At 63.4% G+C, this 24,702-nt stretch carries 25 protein-coding genes; 12 read left to right on the forward strand and 13 right to left on the reverse strand.

The genetic code is table 11. The features are described from left to right. Positions 1 to 7 precede the first annotated feature (7 nt). Complete coding sequence (locus ATI53_RS07480) at positions 8 to 934, forward strand: L-lactate dehydrogenase (protein WP_111550098.1); 927 nt, start codon at positions 8 to 10, stop codon at positions 932 to 934. 21 nt (positions 935 to 955) lie between these two features. Here ATI53_RS07480 and ATI53_RS07485 read toward each other — a convergent pair whose 3' ends face one another. Next, positions 956 to 1,180: a YdcH family protein gene (locus ATI53_RS07485; protein ID WP_009502421.1), complete on the reverse strand. Its 225-nt coding sequence runs from the start codon at positions 1,178 to 1,180 to the stop codon at positions 956 to 958. Between the two features lie 169 nt (positions 1,181 to 1,349). Between ATI53_RS07485 and ATI53_RS07490 the strand changes: the two genes are divergently transcribed. Both ATI53_RS07490 and ATI53_RS07495 read left to right on the forward strand, forming a co-directional pair. After that, on the forward strand, positions 1,350 to 1,760 hold the full coding sequence (locus ATI53_RS07490; protein ID WP_009502422.1) for an Hsp20 family protein: 411 nt from the start codon (positions 1,350 to 1,352) through the stop codon (positions 1,758 to 1,760). A gap of 3 nt (positions 1,761 to 1,763) precedes the next feature. After that, complete coding sequence (locus ATI53_RS07495) at positions 1,764 to 1,991, forward strand: DUF1150 family protein (RefSeq protein WP_009502423.1); 228 nt, start codon at positions 1,764 to 1,766, stop codon at positions 1,989 to 1,991. Positions 1,992 to 2,023: 32 nt separating this feature from the next. On the opposite strand, the gene ribD is transcribed toward ATI53_RS07495, so the two are convergent. From ribD to ATI53_RS07540, 9 genes are all read right to left on the reverse strand, one after another. Then, positions 2,024 to 3,094 carry a bifunctional diaminohydroxyphosphoribosylaminopyrimidine deaminase/5-amino-6-(5-phosphoribosylamino)uracil reductase RibD gene (ribD, locus tag ATI53_RS07500; RefSeq protein ID WP_111550099.1) on the reverse strand — a complete coding sequence of 357 codons (1,071 nt, stop codon included), beginning with the start codon at positions 3,092 to 3,094 and terminating at the stop codon, positions 2,024 to 2,026. A 17-nt stretch (positions 3,095 to 3,111) separates the two neighbouring features. Then, positions 3,112 to 3,579, reverse strand: a complete 468-nt coding sequence (gene nrdR / locus ATI53_RS07505; RefSeq protein ID WP_009502425.1) for a transcriptional regulator NrdR — start codon at positions 3,577 to 3,579, stop codon at positions 3,112 to 3,114. A gap of 135 nt (positions 3,580 to 3,714) precedes the next feature. After that, entirely contained in the window at positions 3,715 to 4,137 is a 423-nt protein-coding gene (locus ATI53_RS07510) for a secondary thiamine-phosphate synthase enzyme YjbQ (RefSeq protein ID WP_111550100.1), read from the reverse strand. A 51-nt stretch (positions 4,138 to 4,188) separates the two neighbouring features. Continuing rightward, positions 4,189 to 4,446 (reverse strand): hypothetical protein, encoded by a 258-nt coding sequence (locus tag ATI53_RS07515; protein ID WP_009502427.1) that lies wholly within the window; start codon positions 4,444 to 4,446, stop codon positions 4,189 to 4,191. 128 nt (positions 4,447 to 4,574) lie between these two features. Continuing rightward, the gene (locus tag ATI53_RS07520) at positions 4,575 to 4,853 is read right to left on the reverse strand and encodes an HlyU family transcriptional regulator (RefSeq protein ID WP_111550101.1); all 279 of its coding nucleotides are present in this window, start codon (positions 4,851 to 4,853) and stop codon (positions 4,575 to 4,577) included. 4 nt (positions 4,854 to 4,857) lie between these two features. Continuing rightward, positions 4,858 to 6,855, reverse strand: coding sequence for an RNA polymerase sigma factor RpoD (gene rpoD / locus ATI53_RS07525; RefSeq protein WP_111550102.1), 1,998 nt, complete (start codon positions 6,853 to 6,855; stop codon positions 4,858 to 4,860). Positions 6,856 to 7,002: 147 nt separating this feature from the next. Then, entirely contained in the window at positions 7,003 to 8,961 is a 1,959-nt protein-coding gene (gene dnaG, locus ATI53_RS07530) for a DNA primase (RefSeq protein WP_111550103.1), read from the reverse strand. A gap of 169 nt (positions 8,962 to 9,130) precedes the next feature. Further along, the gene (locus ATI53_RS07535; protein ID WP_009502431.1) at positions 9,131 to 9,460 is read right to left on the reverse strand and encodes a hypothetical protein; all 330 of its coding nucleotides are present in this window, start codon (positions 9,458 to 9,460) and stop codon (positions 9,131 to 9,133) included. A gap of 116 nt (positions 9,461 to 9,576) precedes the next feature. Beyond that, positions 9,577 to 11,013, reverse strand: a complete 1,437-nt coding sequence (locus ATI53_RS07540) for a Glu/Leu/Phe/Val family dehydrogenase (protein WP_009502432.1) — start codon at positions 11,011 to 11,013, stop codon at positions 9,577 to 9,579. Positions 11,014 to 11,361: 348 nt separating this feature from the next. Between ATI53_RS07540 and ATI53_RS07545 the strand changes: the two genes are divergently transcribed. Genes ATI53_RS07545 through ATI53_RS07555 form a run of 3 tightly spaced genes read left to right on the forward strand, consistent with a single transcriptional unit; the run spans position 11,362 to position 14,157 of the window. Further along, on the forward strand, positions 11,362 to 12,804 hold the full coding sequence (locus tag ATI53_RS07545) for a pilus assembly protein (RefSeq protein ID WP_111550104.1): 1,443 nt from the start codon (positions 11,362 to 11,364) through the stop codon (positions 12,802 to 12,804). Beyond that, positions 12,801 to 13,385: a TadE/TadG family type IV pilus assembly protein gene (locus ATI53_RS07550; RefSeq protein WP_009502434.1), complete on the forward strand. Its 585-nt coding sequence runs from the start codon at positions 12,801 to 12,803 to the stop codon at positions 13,383 to 13,385. Before ATI53_RS07545 ends, ATI53_RS07550 begins: the two co-directional genes overlap by 4 nt. A gap of 10 nt (positions 13,386 to 13,395) precedes the next feature. Further along, positions 13,396 to 14,157 (forward strand): TadE/TadG family type IV pilus assembly protein, encoded by a 762-nt coding sequence (locus tag ATI53_RS07555; protein ID WP_190323901.1) that lies wholly within the window; start codon positions 13,396 to 13,398, stop codon positions 14,155 to 14,157. 114 nt (positions 14,158 to 14,271) lie between these two features. On the opposite strand, the gene ATI53_RS07560 is transcribed toward ATI53_RS07555, so the two are convergent. Both ATI53_RS07560 and ATI53_RS07565 read right to left on the reverse strand, forming a co-directional pair. Beyond that, positions 14,272 to 14,751 (reverse strand): hypothetical protein, encoded by a 480-nt coding sequence (locus ATI53_RS07560; protein WP_111550105.1) that lies wholly within the window; start codon positions 14,749 to 14,751, stop codon positions 14,272 to 14,274. A 21-nt stretch (positions 14,752 to 14,772) separates the two neighbouring features. Then, positions 14,773 to 15,606: a prephenate dehydratase gene (locus tag ATI53_RS07565; RefSeq protein WP_009502437.1), complete on the reverse strand. Its 834-nt coding sequence runs from the start codon at positions 15,604 to 15,606 to the stop codon at positions 14,773 to 14,775. A 133-nt stretch (positions 15,607 to 15,739) separates the two neighbouring features. On the opposite strand from ATI53_RS07565, the gene ATI53_RS07570 reads away from it, so the two are divergent. From ATI53_RS07570 to ATI53_RS07590, 5 genes are all read left to right on the forward strand, one after another. Next, a complete protein-coding gene (locus ATI53_RS07570) occupies positions 15,740 to 16,249 on the forward strand; it encodes a c-type cytochrome (protein WP_009502438.1) in 510 nt (169 codons plus the stop codon). Between the two features lie 209 nt (positions 16,250 to 16,458). Then, positions 16,459 to 18,339 carry an extracellular solute-binding protein gene (locus tag ATI53_RS07575; protein WP_111550106.1) on the forward strand — a complete coding sequence of 627 codons (1,881 nt, stop codon included), beginning with the start codon at positions 16,459 to 16,461 and terminating at the stop codon, positions 18,337 to 18,339. A gap of 6 nt (positions 18,340 to 18,345) precedes the next feature. Continuing rightward, complete coding sequence (locus tag ATI53_RS07580; protein ID WP_111550107.1) at positions 18,346 to 19,422, forward strand: microcin C ABC transporter permease YejB; 1,077 nt, start codon at positions 18,346 to 18,348, stop codon at positions 19,420 to 19,422. Between the two features lie 3 nt (positions 19,423 to 19,425). Continuing rightward, complete coding sequence (locus ATI53_RS07585) at positions 19,426 to 20,619, forward strand: ABC transporter permease (protein WP_009502442.1); 1,194 nt, start codon at positions 19,426 to 19,428, stop codon at positions 20,617 to 20,619. Beyond that, positions 20,616 to 22,205 carry an ABC transporter ATP-binding protein gene (locus tag ATI53_RS07590; protein WP_111550108.1) on the forward strand — a complete coding sequence of 530 codons (1,590 nt, stop codon included), beginning with the start codon at positions 20,616 to 20,618 and terminating at the stop codon, positions 22,203 to 22,205. The genes ATI53_RS07585 and ATI53_RS07590 overlap by 4 nt, the downstream gene beginning before the upstream one ends. Positions 22,206 to 22,366: 161 nt before the next feature. On the opposite strand, the gene hemN is transcribed toward ATI53_RS07590, so the two are convergent. Further along, a complete protein-coding gene (gene hemN / locus ATI53_RS07595; RefSeq protein WP_111550141.1) occupies positions 22,367 to 23,722 on the reverse strand; it encodes an oxygen-independent coproporphyrinogen III oxidase in 1,356 nt (451 codons plus the stop codon). A 106-nt stretch (positions 23,723 to 23,828) separates the two neighbouring features. Between hemN and fnrL the strand changes: the two genes are divergently transcribed. Beyond that, positions 23,829 to 24,575 carry a transcriptional regulator FnrL gene (fnrL, locus tag ATI53_RS07600; protein WP_009502445.1) on the forward strand — a complete coding sequence of 249 codons (747 nt, stop codon included), beginning with the start codon at positions 23,829 to 23,831 and terminating at the stop codon, positions 24,573 to 24,575. Positions 24,576 to 24,702 lie beyond the last annotated feature (127 nt).

The following is a 24,702-nucleotide window of genomic DNA, read 5'->3' on the forward strand; positions in this document are numbered from 1 at the left end:
TCGCGCCATGAAAGTCGGCATCGTCGGGGCGGGCATGGTCGGGTCCGCGGCAGGCTACGCGCTTGCGCTGCGTGGTGGGGCCAGCGAAATCGTGCTGGTGGATCGGTCGCTTGCCTTTGCCCGGGCGCAGGCCGAGGATATTTCGCACGCGGTGCCGTTTGCCCATCCCTGTCGGGTGCTGGCGGGGGAATATGGCGCGCTTGAGGGGGCGGACATGGTGATCCTTGCCGCCGGGGTCGCGCAGAAAGCCGGTGAAAGCCGCCTGAGCCTGCTGTCGCGCAATGCCGATGTCTTTGCACAGGTCATCGCGGGGGTGCGCAACGCCGCCCCGGACGCGATCCTGCTGGTGGCGTCGAACCCGGTCGACATCATGACGGACGTGGCGCAGCGCATCTCGGGCCTGCCGGCCGCGCGGGTGATCGGGTCGGGCACGATTCTGGACAGCGCCCGGTTTCGCAGCCTGATCGCGGGGCATCTGGGCATCGCGCCGCAATCGGTACATGCCTATGTGCTGGGCGAACACGGCGATTCCGAGGTGCTGGCCTGGGCCTCCGCCCGCGCGGCGTCGCAACCGGTGGAACGCTTTGCCGCGCAGGTGGGCGCGGCAATCACGCAGGACGTGCGTGACCGCATCGACGACGGCGTGCGCCGCGCCGCCTATCGCATCATCGAAGGCAAGGGCGCAACCTGGTACGGCATCGGCGCGGGGCTTGCGCGCATCGTGCAGGCAGTCGGCGGCGATCAGCGATCGGTTCTGTCGGTGTCCATAGTCACCCCCGAGGTCGAAGGTGTGAGCGACGTCGCGCTCAGCCTGCCGCGCGTTGTGGGCCGCGAGGGCGTCATCGCGACGCTGCGGCCCGAATTGTCGGGCACGGAATCCGACGCGCTGCGCCGCTCGGCCGAAATGCTCAAGGATACCGCATCCCGATTGTGACACCACCCGCGCGCATCTGGCTCAGGCGATGATGTCCGGGGTCAGCCGGTCCTCGATCAGGGCGATCTTGTCCTTGAGAAACAGCTTCTTTTTCTTCAGCCTCTGAAGGGTCAGCTGATCGGCGACCCCCCGTTCGTGCAGCGCGTTGATGGCATCGTCCAGATCGCGGTGTTCCCGTTTGAAAACCTCCAGTTCGATCCGCAGCACCTCCTCGGTTTTCATCGAGATGTCTTGCGGTGCGTCCATTCGGGCGATCTCCTTTCGATGCAGGCATTTAGCTTATCAAACTGTCGCCGCTTGGCAAAGCCCTTGCAAGGGGCTTGCGCGGGGGGCGCGGCTTTCCCATATTGAAATCAGACGGGTTGCCGCAAAGCGGGGCCCGGTTGGACGGTCGCTTTTCCGCAAAGGACGTGTCATGAGCAAACTGACCCTGGGATCGTATCCCCATATGCTGGGCTTTGAGCAGCTTGAACGCTTGCTTGAACGCACCGCCAAGACCAGCGAGGGCTATCCGCCCTTCAACATCGAACAGACTACGGACTGTTCCTATCGCATCACGCTGGCGGTGGCCGGGTTTTCCGAAAACGATCTGTCGATCACCGTCGAAGACCGGCAACTGGTCATCCGGGGTCGCCAGCGCGACGACGGCTCGGACCGCATCTTTTTGCATCGCGGTATCGCGGCGCGGCAGTTCCAGCGCAGCTTCGTGCTGGCCGACGGGGTCGAGATTGGCGACGCCATCATCGAAAACGGCCTGCTGCACGTCGACCTGACCATATCGCGGCCCGAAACCGTGGTACAGACGATTCAGATCAAGAAAGGGTAAGCCATGGACACGACATACGATTTCAGCCAGACGGGCGAAGACCGCATCGTCTATGTGCGGCCCGTGGATGCGGATGAATTGCCGCAAGACGTGCAAGACCAGCTTCACGGGCTCAAGACACTATACGCCGTGCACAATGCCGATGGTGAACGACTGGCGCTGGTCAAGGACCGCAAGCTTGCCTTCCTGCTGGCGCGGCAGAACGATTTCGCCCCCGTCACAGTGCACTGAACATCACGGGCGCGGGGCCGACGGCGGCCCCGCTAGCCCCGCCGCCAGCGGTGCATCACGTCGCCGCCCATGGCGCGGACTTCTTCCAGCGTGAAACGCGGCGCTTCGGACAGCCGGTCGATGCCCATGGCGCCGATGCCGGGCCTGCCCTCGGCCCCAAGCGCCATACCGGCGGTAAAGCCCACCAACTCATCCACCAGATCGGCGGCCAGCAGCGATGCCGCCAGTTGTCCGCCCCCTTCGCAAAACACCCGCGTCAGGCCTTCGCCGCCCAGTGTGGTCAACAACGCCTGCGGGTCGATCCGCCCGGCGCGGACGCTGCATTGCAGCAGTCGCGCGCCGCAGCTTTCCCATGCCTTGCGCGTCAGAGGCGCGGCGTCCGAGCCATGCGCGACCCAGACGGGCACCTCGCGCGCGCCGCTGGCCAGCTTGCTCATCAAGGGCACGTCGATCAGGCGCGAGACGATCACCCGCACCGGCTGGCGCATCGCGCCCATTTCGCGTACGGTCAGCGACGGGTCGTCCGCGCGCGCGGTCCCCGCCCCCACCATCACCGCGTCATGCCTTGCGCGCAGCCCATGCACATAGCGGCGCGCCTCGGGGCCGGTGATCCACTGGCTTTCGCCGGTGGCGGTGGCGATGCGCCCGTCAAAGCTGTTCGCCAGCTTCAGCGTCACCAGCGGGCGACCCTGCGCCACCTTCAGAAAGAACCCGGCGTGGTCGCGCGCCGCCTCGTCCGCCAGAACCCCTGTGGTCACCTGGACCCCGTGCATGCGCAGATACTGGAACCCCTGCCCCGACACCCTGGGGTCGGTATCGGCAATCGGCGCAACCACCCGCGCAATGCCGGCCGTCACCAGTGCCTTGGCACAGGGCGGCGTCTTGCCGGTGTGGGCGCAAGGTTCCAGCGTGACATAAGCGGTAGCGCCGCGCGCCGCAGCGCCCGCCTGGGCCAGCGCCTGCGGTTCGGCATGGGGGCGCCCGCCCGGCGCGGTGGCGCCACGACCGACAATGCGCCCGTCCCTGACGATCACGCAGCCGACCGCCGGGTTGGGCCAGCACTGGCCCATGCGCCTGCGCCCCAGCCGAAGGGCGTGGGCCATGTGCGCGGTATCCGGGATCACTTGTCGATCGGCGAAACGGGCCGCAGCTCGCTGACGAACTTGTCGAAATCGCCCGCCGCCTGGAAATTCTTGTAAACGCTGGCAAAGCGTACATACGCGACGGTGTCGATCCGGGCGAGCGTCTCCATCACGATTTCGCCGATCTGCTTGGAGGGAATATCGGTGTCGCCCAGGCTTTCCAGCCGCCGCACGATGCCGCTTATCATCTGTTCGATGCGCTCGGGTTCGATGGGGCGCTTTTGCAGGGCGATCCGAATCGAGCGTTCCATCTTTGTACGGTCGAAATCCTCTCGACGCCCGTTCGATTTTATCACCACCAGGTCGCGCAGTTGCACCCGCTCGTATGTGGTAAATCTGCCACCGCAGGCCGGACAGAACCGCCGGCGGCGGATCGAGACATGCTCTTCCGCCGGGCGTGAATCCTTGACCTGCGTATCAATATGTCCGCAAAACGGGCAGCGCATCGCCTGTTCCCTTATCCTATCCCGCCTCAAATGTGGGGTTGGCCCCCACTTATCCACAGCGACTATAGGCGAGCCGCCAGACCTTGGGTAGCCCGTATTTCGGGTAACAATATGGGGCGGCGTACCGCCGGCGCGTCAGCGGGACAGATGCGCGATGACGTCACGCCGCTTCGGGGCATCGCGGTGTTCGAACAGATAGATCCCCTGCCAGGTGCCCAGCCGCATATGCCCGTCCAAGACCGGAATGGACAGGGACACCGGAAGAAGCGCCGCCTTGATATGGGCGGGCATGTCGTCGGGGCCTTCGAGGGTATGTTTCAGATAGCCCATCGTCGCATCGGTGGCGGGGGGCACCAGTCGCTGAAAGAACGCGCTCAGATCGGTGCGCACCTCGGGATCGGTATTTTCCTGAATGACAAGCGACGCCGAGGTGTGGCGGATGAACAGGGTCAGCAATCCGGAGCGCGGATCATCGCCCGAGCGAACCCAGGCCGCGACATCCCGCGTAAATTCGTACAGCCCTTGCCCGTGGGTCGACAGGGTGAAACTGGTCTGCATCGGCGGTCCCTTCGGTGGTGCGGCACGGGAACCGCGCCGCAAGCACGGCGATCACGCGTCGATCGAGATCGCGCAAACCACGGTGGGAAGAGCGTCCGCCCCGGCGAAAACAACCGGGCTGCCATTGTCGGACACCACCGGCATGGCGCCAACCTCGCGCAGCGTGCGTTGGCAATCGGCAAGCTCTTGCGGCGCGACTTCGATCCGGATGACTTCGGGTTCGTCAGAGATCACCGCATCGACCCCGGCAAAGGCGGTCACAGCGACGGTTGCGGCGGCAGCGCCGAGGGCGGCAAGGCGGAACATCATGGCGGGTCTCCTTTTGTCTTGGCGACATAACGCCATCAAACCCTTAAATGTTCCCTTCAAACCGGGGGGCGTTTCGCGCGGCCTCGCACGGGGCGCGGTGGGTCCGCCCAGCCGCGCGCATCAGGCTTTCAGCCGAACAGACGCACACCCTGTTCGTCGATCATCTGCCGGGCCTTGCGCAACGAGGCCTCGATGGCATCGTCCCGGTCGCGGATCACGTCGGCGCGCACAAGCTGGTGCGATTTTGTCTCGCCCGCGACCTCGGCTTCGATCAGCGCGGCGATGCGAAAGCCGTCGCCCTCTTTCAGGGGCGATGGCGTGATGCGAAAGTCCTTGTAGGCGACCGCGTCGGCCTGCGGCGCGGGGACCGCGTTGCCCCCGCCAAAGAGCTTTTTCAGAAACGACATGGCCTTACTGATCCAGGAAGCTGCGCAGCTTGCGTGACCGCGACGGGTGCTTGAGCTTGCGCAACGCCTTCGCTTCGATCTGTCGAATGCGCTCGCGGGTCACGCTGAACTGCTGACCGACCTCTTCCAGCGTGTGGTCGGTGTTCATGCCGATGCCGAACCGCATCCGCAGCACACGTTCCTCACGCGGGGTAAGCGAGGACAGCACGCGGGTCGTGGTTTCCTTCAGGTTTTCCTGAATGGCCGAATCCAGCGGCAAAATCGCGTTCTTGTCTTCGATGAAATCGCCAAGCTGGCTGTCTTCTTCGTCGCCGATGGGCGTTTCCAGAGAAATCGGTTCCTTGGCGATTTTCATCACCTTGCGGACCTTTTCCAGCGGCATCTGCAACTTTTCGGCCAGCTCTTCGGGGGTCGGTTCGCGACCGATCTCATGCAGCATCTGGCGCCCGGTACGGACCAGCTTGTTGATGGTTTCGATCATATGCACCGGGATACGGATGGTGCGCGCCTGATCCGCGATGGACCGGGTGATCGCCTGACGGATCCACCACGTCGCATAGGTGGAAAACTTGTAACCGCGGCGGTATTCGAACTTGTCCACCGCCTTCATCAGACCGATGTTGCCTTCCTGAATAAGATCAAGGAATTGCAGACCGCGGTTGGTGTATTTCTTGGCGATCGAGATCACTAGACGCAGGTTCGCCTCGACCATCTCCTTCTTGGCCTGACGCGCCTCTTTTTCGCCCTTCTGCACTTGCTGCACGATGCGGCGGAATTCGCTGATGTCCAGACCGACATACTGGCCGACCTGCGCCATGTCGGTGCGCAGCCCCTCGATCTTGTCCGAGAAGCGTTCGATGAACATCTGCCAGCCCCGGCCGGGCTTTTCCGACATCCGTTCCAGCCAGCTTGGGTCAAGCTCGTGGTTACGGTATTCCTCGACGAATTCGCGACGGTTGATGCGGGCCTGGTCGGCCAGCTTCACCATGGCGCTGTCGATGGACATGATGCGCTTGTTGATCCCGTAAAGCTGGTCGATCAGCGCCTCGATGCGGTTGTTGTGCAGGTGAAGCCCGTTCACCAGTTCGACGATTTCCGAGCGCAGCTTCTGGTAGGTCGCTTCGTCCTGCGCCCCGAAAGTGTTGTCTTCGTTCAGGGTGGCGCTGATGCGCGCGTCCTGCATCGCGGCCAGGGTTTCATAATCCTGCGCGATCCGGTCAAGCGTTTCCAGCACGCGCGGCTTGAGCGCGGATTCCATGGCGGCAAGCGACATGTTGGCCTGCTCGTCATCGTCCTCGTCGTCATCGTTGTCGCGGATCGGGTTGCCGTCGGCGTCCAGTTCCGGCTCGTCCTGCTTGGGTTTCTCCGCAGCGGGGGCGGCGGCGTCGATCACCGGCTCTTCAAGCCCGCCCTCTTCGTCAAGCTGGTTGCCAAAGGTGGTTTCCAAGTCGATGACGTCGCGCAGCAGGACGTCTTCGGACAGCAGTTCCTCGCGCCAGATGGTGATCGCCTGAAAGGTCAGCGGGCTTTCGCACAGCCCCAGGATCATCGTGTTGCGCCCGGCCTCGATGCGCTTGGCGATGGCGATCTCGCCCTCGCGGCTCAGCAGCTCCACGCTGCCCATCTCGCGCAGGTACATGCGCACCGGGTCGTCGGTACGGTCCAGCTTTTCCGCGCCCCCCGACGACAGCGCCACGTCCTTGCCGCGTGAGGCGTCGACAAGTTCGGTCGACCCCTTGCTGGGGCTGTTGCCGTCTTCGTCGGCTTCTTCGTCTTCTTCGGTGACCTGGATGCCCATTTCGGAAAGCATCGACATCACGTCTTCGATCTGGTCCGACGACACCTGATCCGGCGGAAGCACCTGGTTCAGCTGGTCGTAGGTAATGTAGCCACGCTCGCGCGCCTCGGCGATCATCTTCTTGACCGCAGCCTGGCTCATATCGAGGCTATGCGCGTCCTCAGAGGTGTCCGGCTTGGCGTCGTCGTTGTCTTTGGCTGCCATAAAAGAGATGCTCCATCACAGGGAGGCGACCCCGCAGGGCCTGCGGTCACGCGGTAAGATTGATTCGATTCTCCGAATCATGCGGAGATTCAACTGATTCGGCCAGAGATCCTACCCCGAATTCCTCCATATTTTCCGACCGAACACTTAGTTCGGCCCTTTCGAAAAGCGAATCTGGTCCCAGATGGCCTCGGCCCGCCTCTTTTCCTCCCTGTCGATGCGCACCCCGTTGGGCGCGATCTCAAAGTCGGACTGTGTCTCGTCCTTGCGCTGGACCGACTCGTCGCGGGCCTTTGCGGCCTGGGCAAGCCGCCAGGTCAGCGCCTCGTCCGCGAGATCCCGAAGATCCTCTTCCGCCTCGTGGATTTCGGCGGCCAGCCCCCGCTGCGCGTCGATCTTGGCAAGCTCCTCGGCCACCGTCAGGCGGGCGAGCGAAACATCTCCGGGTGTACGCAGGCAGGGAACGACTGCGACATGGCGTGCGCAAAGCAGAGATTCAAGGGCCATCGCGCCAATTGCCTGCTCGCACGCGTCCCGAACCACACCCGGATCGGTTTCCCGGCACCGCAACAGCACATCGCGCAGCGCGGCGCGGTCGGGATCGGCGCAATCCAGCGAGTCGATCTGATGCTCGAATTCGGGGATCAGCTCGGGCGTGGTCAAAAGAACGCACAGGATGACCGCCTCGCGCAGTTCGGCCTCGGCGTGATCGCCCGCGGCGACCAGCAGCGACCGGCGCACCTCGGCGCTGGGGGGCAGCGGAGCGTCCCATTTGCGCCAGGCGCCCTTTTTGCCACGCAGCCCCTGGCGGGGGACGCGCTGCGGGCGAAAGAGCTGATAGCGCAGTTCCTTGATCTCGTCGCCATAGTGGCGCCGCAGCCCCTGATCCTGAATGCCACGCAGCACCTCGCGCAGGCGGGCATCCAGCGCCGCCTTGCGTTCGGGGCTGTCGAACACCTTGCCTTCGGTTTCACGCCGCCACAGCAGATGCACCATGGGCATCGCGCGTGTCAGCACCTTTTCCACCGCGCCCGCGCCTTCGGCACGCAGCAGATCGTCGGGGTCCTTGCCTTCGGGCATCAGCGCGAAACGCAGCGACTTGCCCGCCTCCAGCAGCGGCAGCGCAAGGTCGATGACACGGTAGGCCGCCCGCAGCCCGGCCTTGTCGCCATCCAGCGCGACCACGGGTTCGCCCGACACCCGCCAGATCAGCTGTAGCTGGCTTTCGGTCACCGCCGTGCCCAGCGGCGCGACCGAGGCCCCGAACCCGGCCTCGGACAGCGCGATCACGTCCATGTAGCCCTCGGCCACGATCAGCGGATCGCCCTTGCCTGCCGCCTCGCGCGCCGCCCTCAGATTGTAAAGGTTGCGGCCCTTGTCGAACAGCTCGGTTTCGGGCGAATTGAGATATTTGGCGTTATCGTTCGGGTCCATCGCGCGCCCGCCAAAGGCGATGGCGCGTCCACGCCCGTCACGGATGGGAAACATGATGCGGTTGCGGAATACGTCATAGGGATCGCGCCCCTTGTCCGAGGCGCGCGTCAGACCGACCGCAAGGATCAGATCCTCGGGCACACCCTGCCCGCGCAGATGGTCGCGCAGGTTCTGCCAGCCCTCGGGGGCGAACCCCAGTTCGAACCGGTCGCGCGCCTCCGCCGACAGCCCGCGCCGGTCCAGATAGGCCCGTGCCTGCGCCGCTGCGGCACCGTTCAGCTGCATGCGGAAATAGCGCACCGCCTGCTCCATCACCTCGGCGAGCACCTCATGACGGCTCGCCCTTTTCGCCGCCTGCGGGTCGCGCGCGGGCATCGGCACCCCGGCCTCGCGGGCAAGAATCTCGACCGCCTCCATGAATTCGACGTTCTCGGATTCACGCACGAACGAAATCGCGTCGCCCTTGGCCTGACACCCGAAGCAGTAATAATACCCCTTGCGGTCGTCGACGTGGAACGAGGCCGATTTTTCCTGATGGAACGGGCACGGCGCCCACATGTCGCCCTTGCCCTGGTTCGACTTGCGATTGTCCCATATGACCTTGCGCCCCACGACCTGAGCAAGGCTCGTGCGGTTGCGCAGTTCGTCAAGGAAACCGGGAGGCAGACTCATGGCGCGAATATCCTCCCCCGCGCGCCCCGAGTCCAGAGACGCTCTGCGCCCATCGGCAAATACCTGGCGCGCCGACATCGCAACCGGCACGTTCGGTGCGGTCGGGGCGTCAGGGCGCAACTGGCGCCTGAACCGACCTGCGCGCCGCAAGGCGCACCGCCGGATCGGGCTATTGCGCCTCGCACTGGTCCTTCCAGGCCTGGCCCACCGCAGGGGTCAGCTGATCCTCGGGCAGCGTCCAGACCCATTCGGCCAACACATTGCCCGCATCCGCGCCCAGCGCCGCATGCAGGGGTTTGCGCGCCCTCGCCTTGCTTTGGCCCGCCGCCCGTGCCGCGACCGTTTCGGACACCAGACGCGCTGTCACCTCGCAGACGCTGTCGGGCTTCGCGGTTGCGGCGATGCCCGGCCCGGCCCCGATCAGCCCGGCCCCGATCACCCCGGCCCCGGTCAACCCGACCACGATCAGCCCGGCAGCAAGAATCCCTCCTGCGTGCATACCCGTTTCCCCTTTCACAAGCATAAGACGCCGATACAACACGCGGCCCCGCCTGTCACGGCGCAGCCGAAGCCCTGTACGGCTTCCGTAACGACAGCATCAGGCCCGGAGCGCGGTCACAGCCCCTTGGCGCGATAGCTTTTCGCGACGCGGTCGATGGCGGTGATAAAGGCCGCCGTGCGCAGGTCGGTGACATCGTCGCGCCCGTGCCAGACCTCGCGCATGGCCTGATAGGCGATGCGCATGGTGTCATCGAGCCCCGAGCGCACCAGTTCCAGTTCGTCGGCCCCGCGCAGGTACTTGTCCTTGAAACTGGGCGTCAGGGACCAGTTGTCGCCCATGGCCGTATCCAGCCGTTCCAGTTCATCGACCACCAACTGGTGGCGCGCCTCTTCCTGACGGCGCTGCATCCGGCCAAACCGGATATGGCTCAGGTTCTTGACCCATTCGAAATAGGACACCGTGACCCCGCCGGCGTTGGCGTAAAGATCGGGGATGATGACCGTGCCCCGCGCGCGCAGTATGTCATCGGCGCCCGCGGTGATCGGCCCGTTCGCCGCTTCCAGGATCAGGGGGGCCTGGATACGGTGGACGTTGCCAAGGTTGATGACCCCCTCCAGCGCCGCCGGGATCAGGATGTCGCATTCGGCCTCAAGCACGGCGGCCCCTTCCGCCACGGTGTTTGGCTCGTGATAGCCCGTCAGCCCGCCGTGGCGCACCAGCCAGTCGCGCACCCGTTCGACGTTCAGCCCGGCGGGATCGTAAAGCGCCCCGTCACGTTCCACGATGCCGACGATCAGCGCGCCGTCTTCTTCGGACAGGAACTTGGCGGCATGATAGCCCACGTTGCCAAGGCCCTGCACCACCACGCGCTTGCCGTCCAGCTTGCCCGACAGGCCCGCCTTTGCCACGTCATCGGGATGGCGAAAGAACTCGCGCAAAGCGTATTGCACGCCGCGCCCTGTGGCTTCGGTCCGCCCCTGAATGCCGCCGGCGTTGATCGGCTTGCCGGTCACACAGGCGCGGGCATTGATGTCGGTGGTGTTCATCCGGGCGTATTGATCGGAAATCCAGGCCATCTCGCGTTCGCCGGTGCCCATGTCGGGGGCGGGCACGTTCTGACTGGGATGGATCAGATCGCGCTTGATAAGCTCATAGGCAAAGCGGCGGGTGATCTGTTCCAGCTCGTGGTCGTCATAATTGCGCGGATCAATGCACAGCCCCCCCTTCGAGCCGCCGAACGGCGCCTCGACCAGCGCACATTTGTAGGTCATCAGCGCCGCCAGCGCCTCGACCTCGTCCTGATCGACCGAAAGCGCGTAGCGGATGCCGCCCTTGACCGGCTCCATATGTTCGGAATGAACCGCGCGATAGCCGGTAAAGGTCTGGATCTGCCCGCGCAGCCGCACGCCAAAGCGCACCATGTAGACGCCGTTGCAGACACGGATCTTTTGTTCCAGGCCGGGCGGCAGGTCCATCAGCGCCGCCGCTCGGTTGAACATCAGGTCGACGCTTTCGCGAAACGTCGGCTCATTGGATGGCGCAGCACACATGGTCGGTCTCCTCCCGTCATAGGTTGCAGCGGCCGGTCCGCCCCGGTTCCGCCTGAATCACCGTCGCAGGGAATGGTTTCAAATTCCAGAAGCCGTGATTGAATCTCGTTTTCGACAAATTCAGCCCCTTATCAAAAGGCCGCGGTAACCAGTTTCTGCGCTATTGTCGGGCCTGGTGAAACAGCCCCGAAGCGGGCCTGAATATTGTTTCCCTAAAATGCAGAAATATCAAAAACTTCCTATTAAATGCGCCCAATTTTGGCCACGAACTCCCCGCATAACCTTGGCATCGCAACAAGTGCCATGTGGGGGCATTTCCGGGTCGGTGCCCGGAAGGAAGGAAACGGGATGACACAGATTCGTTCTTCTTGGGAGAACGCCCAGCTGCCGCGGACCGAGACTGCCATCTCGGCCCTGGGCGGTCGCCTCCGCAATTTCGGACGCAGTGACGACGGCAGCATGACCTACATGGCGTTCTTCCTGTCGATCCTCATGCTGGTCTTCGGCGGTATCGGGATTGACCTGATGTACGCCGAGCTTCAGCGCAACAAGATCCAGAACACGCTCGACCGGGCGGTGCTTGCCGCCGCCGACCTCGACAACACGCTGGATGCCGCCGAAGTGGTGCAGGATTACATGGAAAAGATGGGCGTCGGCGACACCCTCATCCGTGTCGATGCCAGCACCACCCTGACATCCAAGTCGGTGCTTGGCGAAGGTTACAAGTCGATGCCGTCGAACTTTGCCGAGATCATCACCCCCATCAAGGCGCTTCAGGCCTACGGCCTTGCCAGAGCCGAAGAGCAGTACAACAAGGTCGAAATCTCGCTCGTGCTCGACGTGTCGGGGTCGATGGACGACGGCGACAAGATGTCGTCAATGCAGGACGCGGCGGCGGAATTCATCGAGACCGTGCTGGCCGGCGGCGCGCGGGATTACACCTCGGTCAACCTCGTGCCCTATTCCGAACATGTAAACGCTGGGCCGGAAATCCTGAGCTACATGAATGTCGACTGGAAGCACGGCTATTCGCATTGTCTGGAAATGCCCGACAGGTTCTTCGCTCAGACGGAGCTGGATCTGTCGTATGAATACGACCAGATGCAGCACTACCAGTGGAACTTTGACGGGCGCAACAACGCGCGGAACGATACCATCTGCCCGCGCTACAGCTATGAACGCATCAACCCCTGGAGCAACGATGCCAACGAGCTGACCGATCAGGTCTATGACCTGAAGCCGCGTGCCGGCACCTCGATCTTTATGGGGATGAAATGGGGCACCGCCCTGCTTGACCCATCCACCCGCGGCATCGTCAGCGGCATGATTTCCGACACCGCCGTCGACTCGGTGTTCGAAGGCCGCCCCGCCGACTACAACGATGGGGAAACCGCCAAGACGATCGTTCTGATGACCGACGGCCAGCACGACCGATCCTACCGGATCCAGGACTGGGCCTACGACTCGGCCAGCGAATACGCGCATTGGGAACGCTACAACCTGTGGTATTACCTCAACAACTATGTGCGGTCGTCCAGCTGGAGCGGGTTTTACACCCAGAAATACAACGCCACGACCGGCGACACGCTGCTTGGCAATATCTGCACCGCCGCCAAAAGCCAGGGCATCGTGATCTGGGCCATCGGCTTTGAGGTACAGGACCACGGCGCCGATGTCATGGAACGCTGCGCCTCTTCGTCGTCCCACTTTTATCGGGTCAATCGGGAACAGATCGTCGCGACCTTCAAGACCATCGCCGGATCCATCAACCAGTTGAAGCTTGTCCAATGAAACATGTTGTCCTGAATGCCCTGCGCCGCTTCCGCGACAGCGAAGAGGGGACGGCCGTCGTCTCTGTCGCGCTCTGGGCCCCGTTCATGGTAAGCATCGCGCTTTCCACCGTCGAAATGGGTGCGCTGACCATGCGGCAGGTGTCGCTTGAGCGCGCGCTCGACAAGACCATCCGCGAGGTCAAGCTGGAAACCGGCAGAACCTGGACCCACGCGCAGATGAAAACCGATATCTGCGACCGCGCGACGGTTCTGACGAACTGCGACCACCTGTTGCACCTTGAGATGCTCAGCGTCGACATGCGCGATTATGTGGCGCCCAATCCGCAGGCGGAATGCACCGATACGGTCAAGCTGCTGACGTCGGAAAACAGCGATGGCATCGAGATCCCGCTGTCGGACCGTCTGACCGCGCAGCGCAATTTCGAAAACGGTCAGGCGCATCAGACCATGGTTCTGCGCGCCTGTTACAAATACAAACCCATCAGCCCGCTGTCGTATTTCGGCGGCGCGATCCCCAAGGACGAGAAAGGTTTCACCGCCGTGGTGTCGACCGGCCTGTTCGTCCATGAACCGCAGTGAGGTTAGCGAGATGACTCATCATTCAGTGAAATCCGCGCCGAAGAAACCGTCACCGATGAAATCCCTGCTGAACCGGTTCGCAAAGGACACCGAAGGCTATGTCACCGTCGAGGTGGTCATCATGCTGCCGGTGCTGCTGGCGCTGTTCGCCGCCGCCTGGGTCTATTTCGACATCTTCCGCCAGCAGGCCATCGGTCAAAAGGCGAATTTTGCCATCGGGGACATGATTTCGCGCGAAACCGAAGGTCTGGACGACGAGTACATCAACAGTGCCTTCAAACTGCTCGCCATGCTGACCAAGACCGAGATCGACGGCAATCCCGACACCGGGTTTCAGGACATCTCGATGCGGATCACCGTGGTTCAGTATGTCGATAACGGCTCATCGAGCGGTTACAACACGGTGAAATGGTCGCGGGCGCGCGGGGACATGGTCGCGATGACCGACAGCGAACTGTCGCAGACCTATCTCGACAACATCCCCGACATGCAGAATGCGGACGAGGTCGTTCTGGTCGAAACGCGGGAACACTGGTACCCCGCGTTGCGAATCACCGGCGTGCGCGGCAGCGCGCCGGGTCTGGGCGAGACGGATCTGTACACATACAGCTTTACCAGCCCGCGCTACACCAGCCAGATCGGCTGGGACGGCGCAGACCTTTCGATCTCGGCCGCAGCCGACACCAACTGCCCCACCTGCACGAATGAAGACGGCACCCAAAACCACGAAGGCACGTCCAGCTACCCGGACCGTGGCGGGTACTACCACTGACCGCTGCGCGATGGCGCCTGTCGACAGCGAAACGCCGGCCCGACAGGGCCGGCGTTTTTCGTCGCGGATGCCGGTATGCGGATCGCGGCGGGCACGGAAACGACGCCGCCCGGTTCAGCCCGCCTCCCGTTGCGCCACCAGAAGGGCCAGCGCATCGGCAAGCGGCTTGGTGTCGCGTCCGGCCGTCACGCCCCCCACCGCAACCCGGCGCCCCATCCGCCACCAGATGCCCGGATGCCAGGCACGCGGCCCCGAGGTCTTGAGCCGGATCAGAAATCCGTTCGACGGCTTCATGGCAAACATCGACCGGTCGACCTTTTCGATATTGTCGATGCGGGCCAAGACGGTGCCGGTGCTGTCGCGCAACTCGTGCTCGGTCAGGATCAGCCGGCGCGCGGTGTCGCGCCACATGCGGCTTGCCACCCACAGCGCGGCCGCGCCCAGCACACCGAGAAACGCCTGCCACGCCAGCCCCGCTGCCGGCTGCGTCGCCGCCATCCACAGCAGCAGCCCGCCCAGCAGCGCCAGCATGCCGACCCCGGTGCCACGCCGGGCGCCGGTCGCCCCCACCGTCGCGATGATGTCTTCGTTCATTACCCTGCCCCTTTGCGATGCCTAGTCGCGGCGCGGATCGCGGGGATAGACCCCAAGGATTTCCAGCCGCTCGGTGAAATAGTCCAGCTCTTCCAGCGCGCGGGCCACTGCCGGGTCATCCGGGTGGCCTTCGATGTCGGCATAAAATTGCGACGCCTCGAACGAGCCATCCACCATGTAGCTTTCCAGCTTGGTCATGTTGACGCCATTGGTGGCAAACCCACCCATCGCCTTGTAAAGCGCCGCGGGAATGTTGCGGACCTGAAAGATGAAGGTGGTCATCATGCCATGGGAGCCGCGACGCCTGAGGTCGGGTTCGGGCGCCATGATGACAAAGCGCGTGGTGTTGTGGGCGTGATCCTCGATGTGGCGCGCGAGGATTTCCAGCCCGTAGGTTTCCGCCGCAAGGTCCGATGCCAGCACGCCCATGGTGCGCGACCCGCTGCGCGCCAGTTCCGCCGCGGCCCCCGCGCTGTCGGCATATGCCTCACCCTGGATGCCGTATTTTTCAAGAAAGCTTGCCGCCTGCGGCAACAGCACCAGATGCGCGCGCACCTTTTCCAGCGCGTCCAGCGGCACCCCCGGCAGCGCCATCAGGCTGATATGCACCCGCACGAAGGCCTCGCCAACGATGCGCAGCCCGCTTTCCGGCAGCAGGCGGTGAATGTCGGCGACGCGGCCATAGGTGGTATTTTCCACCGGCAGCATCGCCAGCGCCGCCCCGCCCGTGCGCACCGCGTCGATGACATCCTCGAACGTTGCGCAGGGCAGCGCCTGCAGGTCGGGGCGCGCGTTGCGGCAGGCCTCGTGCGAATAGGCGCCAAGCTCGCCCTGAAAGGCAATGCGGTTGCTCATTTGCTGATCCGTCCGGTCGTTCACGATTTGCACACGCAACACGGTTATTGCGCATTTGGTCGCGGCTCATATACCTTGCCAGAAGCTATGGGAAGCCGTAGACCACGGCACGGAGAATTAGGGACACGCTATCATGCTCGACACGATGACGATTACCAAGGCAGTTGGCGGCGCATGCGGCGCCCTTCTGGTCTACTTGCTGGGCGGCTGGGTTGCAGACACCCTGTACACCACCGGCGGCGGACATGGCGAAGAACACGCCGCAGCCTATGTGATCGACACCGGCAGCGAGCCCGCCGCCGAAGAAGAAACCGTCGACTTTGCCACGCTGATGGGCAGCGCCGAGGCAGACAAGGGTGAAAAGGTGTTCGGCAAGTGCCGCGCCTGCCACAAGATCGACGGCACCGACGCGACAGGCCCGCATCTGAATGGCGTCGTGGGCCGCGACATCGGCACCGTCGCCGGGTTCGGCTATTCGGGCGCCCTGGATCAGGTGGGCGATGTCTGGTCCCCCGAGAATCTGTTCGCCTTCCTGGAAAACCCCAAGGGCGCGGCGCCCGGCACGACCATGAGCTTTGCCGGCCTGAAAAAGGCCGAGGATCGGGTGAACCTGATCGCCTATCTAGACGGCCTCGACGGCTGACGGCCCGGAACGGCGCCGGAGACCGGCCGCGGACACCCGCGGCCGGTTCGTTTCGGGCACCCGGTTCCGTGGCGCCCACGCGCGGCGCCCGAATCTCGGGCGATCACGCAAACTCTAGCAGTGATCCCTTGAACAATCCCGCCACGCTCTCATAGCTTACAAGACACGGTCCGGACGCCGGAACGCAACCAGCAGATCAGGGAGATCACATGATCCGGACAGCGCGCGCCGCAAGCACCCGACCCGCCCGTTTCCTTGGATCGTCGATCCTGGCGCTTGGCCTGGCCTTATCGGGTCCCGCCCTGGCGCAACAAGACGACATTATCACCGCACACGGCGTCTCGTCCTTTGGCGAGTTGAAATACCCCGAGGGGTTCGACCATTTCGACTATGTGAACCCCGACGCCCCCGAGGGCGGCGAGATGTCGATCTCGGCCTTCGGCACATTCGACAGCCTCACGCCGTTCATCCTCAAGGGCAACGCAGCGGCGATGTCATCGGTGTTCTATGACAGCCTGCTGACCGGCACGCTGGACGAACCCGACAGCATGTACGGCCTGCTGGCAAGCAGCGTGGAATACCCCGAAAGCCGCGAGTGGATCGTCTTTCACATGCGCCCCGAGGCAAAATTCCGCGACGGTTCGCCCGTCACCGCCGACGACGTGGTGTTCAGCTTCAACACGCTGGTGGAAAAGGGGCTGCCGGCGCTCCGCGTCCAGTTCAAGGACATCACCAACGCCGAGGCGCTGGATGACCGCACCGTCAAGTTCACCTTCAACCCGGACGGCCCGCTGCGCGAATTGCTGATGACCGCCGGGAGCCTGCCGGTGTTTTCCAAAGCCTATTACGACACCCGCGATTTCGCCGAAAGCAGCCTGGAGCCGCCGATGGGATCGGGCCAGTACGACCTGCTGTCCGTGGATCCGGGCCGTTCGGTCGCCTACAAGCGGCGCGATGATTACTGGGGCAAGGATTTGCCGGTGAACGTGGGGCAGAACAATTTCGACGTCCTGCGCGTGGAATATTTCGCCGATTACACCACCGCCTTTGAAGCCTTCAAAGGCGGCGCCTACACCTATCGTGAGGAATACCAGTCCAAGATCTGGGCCACCGGCTATGATTTTCCCGCAACGCAGGACGGCACGATCAAGGTCGAAACCCTGCCCGATGGCCGCCCCGCCGGCACGCAGGGGTTTTTCTTCAACCTGCGCCGCGACAAGTTCGCGGACCCGCGCCTGCGCGAAGCGATCGGCTTGGCGTTCAACTTCGAATGGTCCAACGAAAGCCTGTTCTATGGCCTTTATGACCGCACCGACAGCTTCTGGGAAAACTCGCCGACGTTGCAGGCCAGCGGCATGCCCTCGGACGCCGAACTGGCGCTGCTGGAACCGATCCGCGAGCATATCCCCGAAACCGTCTTCACCGAGGACGCCTATGTCCCCCCCGTGTCGAGCCCCGATGACCTGGCCGACCGTGGCAGTCTGCGCCGCGCCGGTCGTCTGCTGAACGAAGCGGGATGGACGGTTGGCGATGACGGCTATCGTTACAAGGACGGCCAGCGCCTGACCATCGAGATGCTGAATGACAGCCCCTCGTTCGATCGCATCATCAACCCCTATATCGACAACCTCAGACGTCTTGGCGTCGAAGCCACGGCCAACCGCGTCGATGCTGCCGAGGCGCAGGAGCGCCAGAAAAACTTCGATTACGACATCGTCACGCTGCGTTTCGCCATGAGCCAGACGCCGGGCGACGAATTGCGGTCGGTCTTCGGGTCGGATACCGCCGATGTGCCCGGATCGGCCAATATTTCCGGGCTGAAGAACGACGGCGTCGATCAGTTGATCCGCATCGTCGCCGACGCGCAAAGTCGCGACGAAATGACCGTCGCCGTGCACGCGCTGGACCGGGTGTTGCGGGCGCTGCACATCTGGGTGCCGCAATTTTACAAGGGCGTGCACAACATCGCCTATCTGGATGTCTATGACCGCCCGTCGGACACGCCGCCCGCGCAGGGGCTTGGCAACATGTCGATCTGGTGGTGGGATGATGCCAAGGCGGACGCGCTGCGTGCCGCAGGAAAGCTGTAACCCCTTATGGGTGCCTATATTCTCAGACGCCTGCTGCTCATTATTCCGACGCTGCTCGGGATCATGATCATCAACTTCACGCTGGTGCAATTCGTCCCCGGCGGGCCGATAGAACAGATCATCGCCCAGGTGCAGGGCGGCGGCGACGTATTCGAAGGCTTTGCGGGCGGCGGCGGCGAGGTTGCCTCTGGCGGGTCCGAGGAGTACGCGGGCGCGCGCGGCCTTCCGCCCGATTTCATCGCGGATCTGGAACGGGAATTCGGCTTTGACAAGCCGCCCGTGGAACGATTCTTCGGGATGCTGTGGAATTACATGCGGCTGGATTTCGGCGAAAGCTATTTCCGCTCGATCAGCGTGATCGACCTGGTGCTGGAAAAGATGCCGGTGTCGATCTCGCTGGGCCTGTGGTCGACCGTGATCGCCTACATCGTGTCGATCCCGCTGGGCATCCACAAGGCGGTGCGCGACGGCACGTCGTTCGACACCTGGACCAGCGCCGCGATCATCGTCGCCTATGCGATCCCCGGCTTCCTGTTCGCCATCCTGTTGCTGGTGCTGTTCGCGGGCGGGTCCTACTGGCAGATCTTTCCGATCCGGGGCCTGACCTCGGACAACTGGACAAGCCTCAGCTGGCCCGCAAAGATCGCCGATTACTTCTGGCATATCGCGCTGCCGGTGCTGGCCTCGACCATTTCGGCTTTTGCGACGCTGACGCTGCTGACCAAGAACAGCTTTCTGGACGAGATCAAGAAACACTATGTGATGACCGCTCGCGCAAAGGGCCTGACCGAACGCCGCGTTCTGTATGGCCATGTGTTCCGCAACGCCATGCTGATCGTCATCGCAGGCTTTCCGGCGGTGTTCATCGGCGTGTTCTTTTCCGGCAGCCTGATCATCGAGACGATCTTTTCGCTCGACGGTCTGGGCCGGTTGGGATTCGAGGCGGCGGTGGCGCGCGACTACCCGGTGATATTTGGCACGCTGTTCATCTTTGGCCTGATCGGCCTTGCAGTCGGCATCCTGTCGGACCTGATGTATGTGCTGGTCGATCCGCGCATCGATTTTGAAAAACGCGAGGGCTGAGCCATGAGCTATGAGCCGGAACCGTCGCATGGCGCGATCCGCCCGCAGCCCGAACCGGGCGCGGGTCCGATCCCGCAGACCCGCGCCCGGTTCGCCCTGTCGCCGCTGAACGCCCGGCGCTGGCGCAGTTTTCGGCGCAACCGGCGCGCATTCTGGTCGCTGGTCATCTTTACCATCCTGTTCACCGCGTCGCTGTTTGCCGAATTCATCGCCAACGACAAGCCGATCCTGGTGAATTATCGCGGCGACTACCGCATGCCGATCTTCAGCTTTTACCCCGAAACGGCGTTCGGCGGCGATTTTCGCACCGAAGCCGCCTATCGCGACCCCGAGGTGCGCTGCCTGATCCGCACTGGTGGGCTTGAGGCCTGTTTTGACGATCCCGACGCACTGATCGCGGCTGTGGACAACGGTGACGAACTGGGCGCGGATGCGATGCCCGGCTGGATGATCTGGCCTGTCATTCCCTACAGCTACCAAACCCCGGTCGACCGCCCCGGCGCCGCCCCCCTGCCCCCGAACGGGCAAAACTGGCTGGGCACCGACGATACCAAGCGCGACGTCGCCGCCCGGGTGATCTATGGCTTCCGATTGTCGATCCTGTTCACGCTGATCGTGACGGTCTGCGCGTCGCTGATCGGCATCGTCGCGGGCGCGTTGCAGGGCTATTTCGGCGGCTGGCTCGATCTGATCTTTCAGCGGGTGATCGAAATCTGGTCATCGACCCCGTCGCTTTACATCATCATCATCCTCTTCGCCATTCTGGGCCGCAGCTTCTGGTTGCTGGTGTTCCTGACCGTCGCCTTCGGCTGGACGGCGCTTGTGGGCGTGGTGCGGGCGGAATTCCTTCGCGCGCGCAACCTGGAATACGTCCGCGCTGCCAAGGCGCTGGGGGTCAGCAACATCACCATCATGTTCCGCCACATGCTGCCCAACGCCATGGTGGCGACGCTGACCATGCTGCCATTCATCGTGACGGGCACGATCAGCACGCTGGCGGGGCTGGATTTTCTTGGCTTCGGGCTGCCGTCATCGGCGCCGTCGCTGGGCGAACTGACGTTGCAGGCAAAACAGAACCTGCAAGCGCCGTGGCTGGCCTTTACCGCCTTTACCGTGTTCGCGCTGATGCTGTCGCTGCTTGTGTTCATCTTTGAAGGCGTGCGCGATGCGTTCGATCCCAGAAAGACCTTTTCATGACCATTCTGGATGTGCGCGATCTGCGTGTCGGTTTTCGTCAGGACGGCAAGATCAGCCCTGCGGTCAAGGGCGTGTCATTTACCGTGCAGCGCGGCGAAACCGTGGCGCTTGTGGGGGAATCCGGGTCGGGAAAATCGGTGACAGCGCTGTCCACGGTGTCGCTTCTGGGCGATTCCGCGCTGGTCGAAGGCTCGGTCCTGTACGAAGGCGCCGAGATGATCGGCGCGCCCGCCGCCAGGCTGCGCGCGGTGCGGGGCAACGATATCAGCTTTATCTTTCAGGAGCCGATGACCTCGCTCAACCCGTTGCACACGCTGGAAAAGCAACTGGGCGAAAGCCTTGCGCTGCATCAGGGGCTGGCGGGCGATGCCGCGCGGGCGCGCATCCTGGACCTGCTGAACAAGGTCGGCATCCGCGACCCCGAAACCCGCCTGAACGCCTATCCGCATCAACTTTCCGGCGGGCAGCGGCAGCGTGTGATGATCGCCATGGCGCTGGCCAACGGGCCGGAGCTGCTGATCGCGGACGAGCCGACCACGGCGCTGGACGTGACGATCCAGGCCCAGATTCTTGACCTGCTGGCCGAACTGAAGCGCGCCGAAAACCTGTCGATGCTGTTCATTACGCACGATCTGAACATCGTGCGCAAGATCGCTGACAGGGTTTGCGTGATGAAGCAGGGCGAGATCGTCGAACAAGGGCCCACCGCCGCACTGTTCGACAACCCGCAGCACCCCTATACAAAGATGCTCATGTCCGCTGAAAGCACCGGCCTGCCCCAGCCGGTGGCGGCAGGGGCTGACGAAATCGCGCGCGCCGACAAGCTCAAGGTCTGGTTCCCGATCCAGAGCGGCTTTCTGAAAAAGACGGTCGGGCATGTCAAAGCCGTCAATGACGCCAGCCTTTCCGTCAGAGCCGGTGAAACCGTCGGTATCGTCGGAGAGTCCGGCTCCGGCAAGACCACGCTGGCGCTGGCGATGATGCGACTGATCGGCTCCGAAGGGGGCATCACTTATCGCGGTCAGGACGTGCGTGGCTGGTCCACCAAACGCTTGCGCAAGCTGCGTAGCGAAATGCAGATCGTGTTCCAGGATCCGTTTGGATCGCTGTCACCACGGATGACCTGCGAACAGATCATCGCCGAAGGGCTGGGCGTTCACGGCGCGCCCGATGGCATGCCCGCCGCGCAGGCGGTGGATGAGGTGATGCGCGAGGTGGGCCTCGATCCGGCGACCAAACACCGCTACCCGCACGAATTTTCCGGCGGTCAACGTCAGCGTATCGCAATTGCGCGGGCTATGGTGCTGCGGCCCCGGCTGGTGGTATTGGACGAGCCGACATCGGCCCTGGACATGACCGTACAGGTGCAGATCGTCGAGCTGCTGCGGGCGTTGCAGCGCAAATACGATCTCGCCTATCTGTTCATTTCTCATGACCTCAAGGTGGTGCGGGCGATGTCGCACAAAATCATCGTGATGAAACAGGGGGACGTGGTCGAAATCGGTGACGCCGGAGCTGTTTTCGCAGACCCACAGACAGATTACACGCGCAAGCTTTTCGCCGCCGCGTTCGATCTGACCGACTGAGACATCCGCACGGACGAAATAAAAATCTTCGAGAAGATTTTTAGCGGGGGCTGCGCGGGCGGATCGCCCGGTCTAAAAATCTTCTCGAAGATTTTTATGTCTCCGCCCCAGCCGTCGCTTTGGCCCTTGAGCGGAGCGGCATGGGGCGCATCGGGGGGGCATCATATTGCGGAACTGTGCTTGGCTCGGGTCTGATCGTAGGCATCGAAAGCGCGGGCGATAATGCGGGTCAGCGGGCGGGCATCCCGAGACAGGAACAATCCGTCATCGCTTGACGTCAGCAGCCCGTCGAACTGCGCGTTCACCTTGGCATACAGGGCCCCAAGCGCGCCCGCATCCGCGCCGTAGTGTTCCACCAGCTCATCCGTGCGAATCTGGAAGTCGCACATCAGCATCTCGATCATCCGCGCACGCAACCGGTCGTCGCCACCGAAAGCGTGGCCGCGCGTCGACGCGAACCGTCCCGCGCGCACCGCGCCCTGATAGGCGGATGTTGCATGCGCGTTCTGCGCATAGCCCTGCGGGAAGCGCGAGATCGAAGACGCTCCGAGTCCGATCAGCACCTGGGATGTATCGTCGGTGTAGCCCTGAAAATTGCGGCGCAGCTTCCCGGTTTTCTGCGCGATCGCCAGGCCGTCGTCGGGAGCGGCAAAATGGTCGATGCCGATCTCGGCATAGCCATCCCAGGCAAACAGCCGCCGCGCGGTGTCGAACAGGTCTAGCCGTTCCTCGGGGGTGGGCAGCGCATCCGATGGAATCATCTGTTGGCGCTTGGCCATCCAGGGCACATGCGCATAGCCATACAGCGCCACCCGGTCCGGCGCGAAGCTCAGCAGCTTCTGGACGGTTTCGGTGATGCGCTCACGGCTTTGATACGGCAAACCGTAAAGGATGTCGGCGTTCAGGCTCGCCACACCGCGCGCGCGAATCATTTCAACCGCGCGGCGCGTGATGTCGAATCCTTGCGGGCGGCCGATGGTCTGCTGGATCCGTTCATCGAAATCCTGCACTCCGATGGATGCCCGGTTCATTCCGCCCGCCGCCAGCGCGTCCAGCCGGGCCTCGTCGATTTCATTGGGGTCGATCTCGACCGAAAATTCGGATTTCTCGGCAAAGGCCGCGACCGAGCGCACCTTGTCGATCAGGCCGCGCATCATGTCCGGGGACAACAGCGTTGGCGTGCCTCCGCCCCAGTGCAGGCGCGACAATGTCACCCCCCGAGGCAGATGCCGGCCAAGGAGATCGAGTTCGGATTTCAGCGTTTCGACGTAAGCGGCGACCGGCGACAGGGTCGTCGTGCCCTGCGTCCGGCAGGCGCAAAACCAGCAGAGCCTGCGGCAGAACGGCACATGCAGGTACAGCGAAACCGCGCTGTCCTCCGGAATCGCCTCGATCCAGGAAACGAAATCCGCAGGCGCGACCGCGTTCGAAAAATGCGGTGCCGTGGGATAGCTGGTGTAGCGGGGCACTTTCGCGTCGAAGAGCCCGAGCCGGGAGAGTTGTGTTCGCGTGATCATGCGCATAGAGTTAGGGTTGCGTGAACGACGCAACATTGACCCAGATCAAAAGAACGCCCCTCGCGACCGAAATCCGGACCAACCGCTGACAGGACCGTGAACACCGATGCTGAACGAACGCAGCCTTTCTTTTTCCCATGATTGCGAAGATTGTCCGATCCGGCATCGCGCGGTCTGCGCACGCTGCGATCAGGCCGAACTCGAACGGCTTGAAGAAATCAAGTATTACCGCAAGTTCGAAGCGGGGCAGACGGTGGTCTGGTCCGGTGACCGCATGGATTTTGTCGGCTCCGTGGTGTCGGGTATCGCAACCCTGACCCAGACGATGGAAGACGGGCGCACGCAGATGGTCGGTCTTTTGCTGCCGTCCGATTTTGTCGGCCGACCCGGGCGCGATTCTGCCGCGTATGATGTGACCGCGACCACGGATCTCGTCATGTGTTGCTTTCGCAAGACCCCTTTTGAGAACATGATGGACCAGACGCCCCACATCGCCCAGCGCCTGCTGGAGATGACCCTGGACGAGCTTGATGCCGCGCGCGAATGGATGCTGGTGCTGGGGCGCAAGACCGCGCGGGAAAAGATCGCCTCGCTGCTGTCGATCATTGCGCGCCGCGATGCGTCGGTCGCCACGCGCGCCGCCACGCACAGCATTGTTTTCGACCTGCCGCTGACCCGTGAGGCGATGGCCGATTACCTGGGCCTGACGCTGGAAACCGTGAGCCGGCAGATCTCGGCGCTGCGCAAGGATGGCGTCATCGCGCTGGAAGGCAAGCGCCATGTCACGGTGCCCGATATGGGGCGCCTGCTGGAAGAGGCGGGCGACGACGCCGATGGCGGCGTTTTCGCCTGATCTCATCCAACTCGTTTGCGACATGATCCCGCGGCGCCCCACCGGCAACGTTGGCATCCGCGCCGCCTGGCTCATGCCCCCGAAGGCCCTCCTGGACCACACCGAAGGCGGGCGAGCGCTGTCTGCT

This window comes from Salipiger aestuarii (assembly GCF_003259905.1).
Taxonomy (GTDB): domain Bacteria; phylum Pseudomonadota; class Alphaproteobacteria; order Rhodobacterales; family Rhodobacteraceae; genus Salipiger; species Salipiger aestuarii.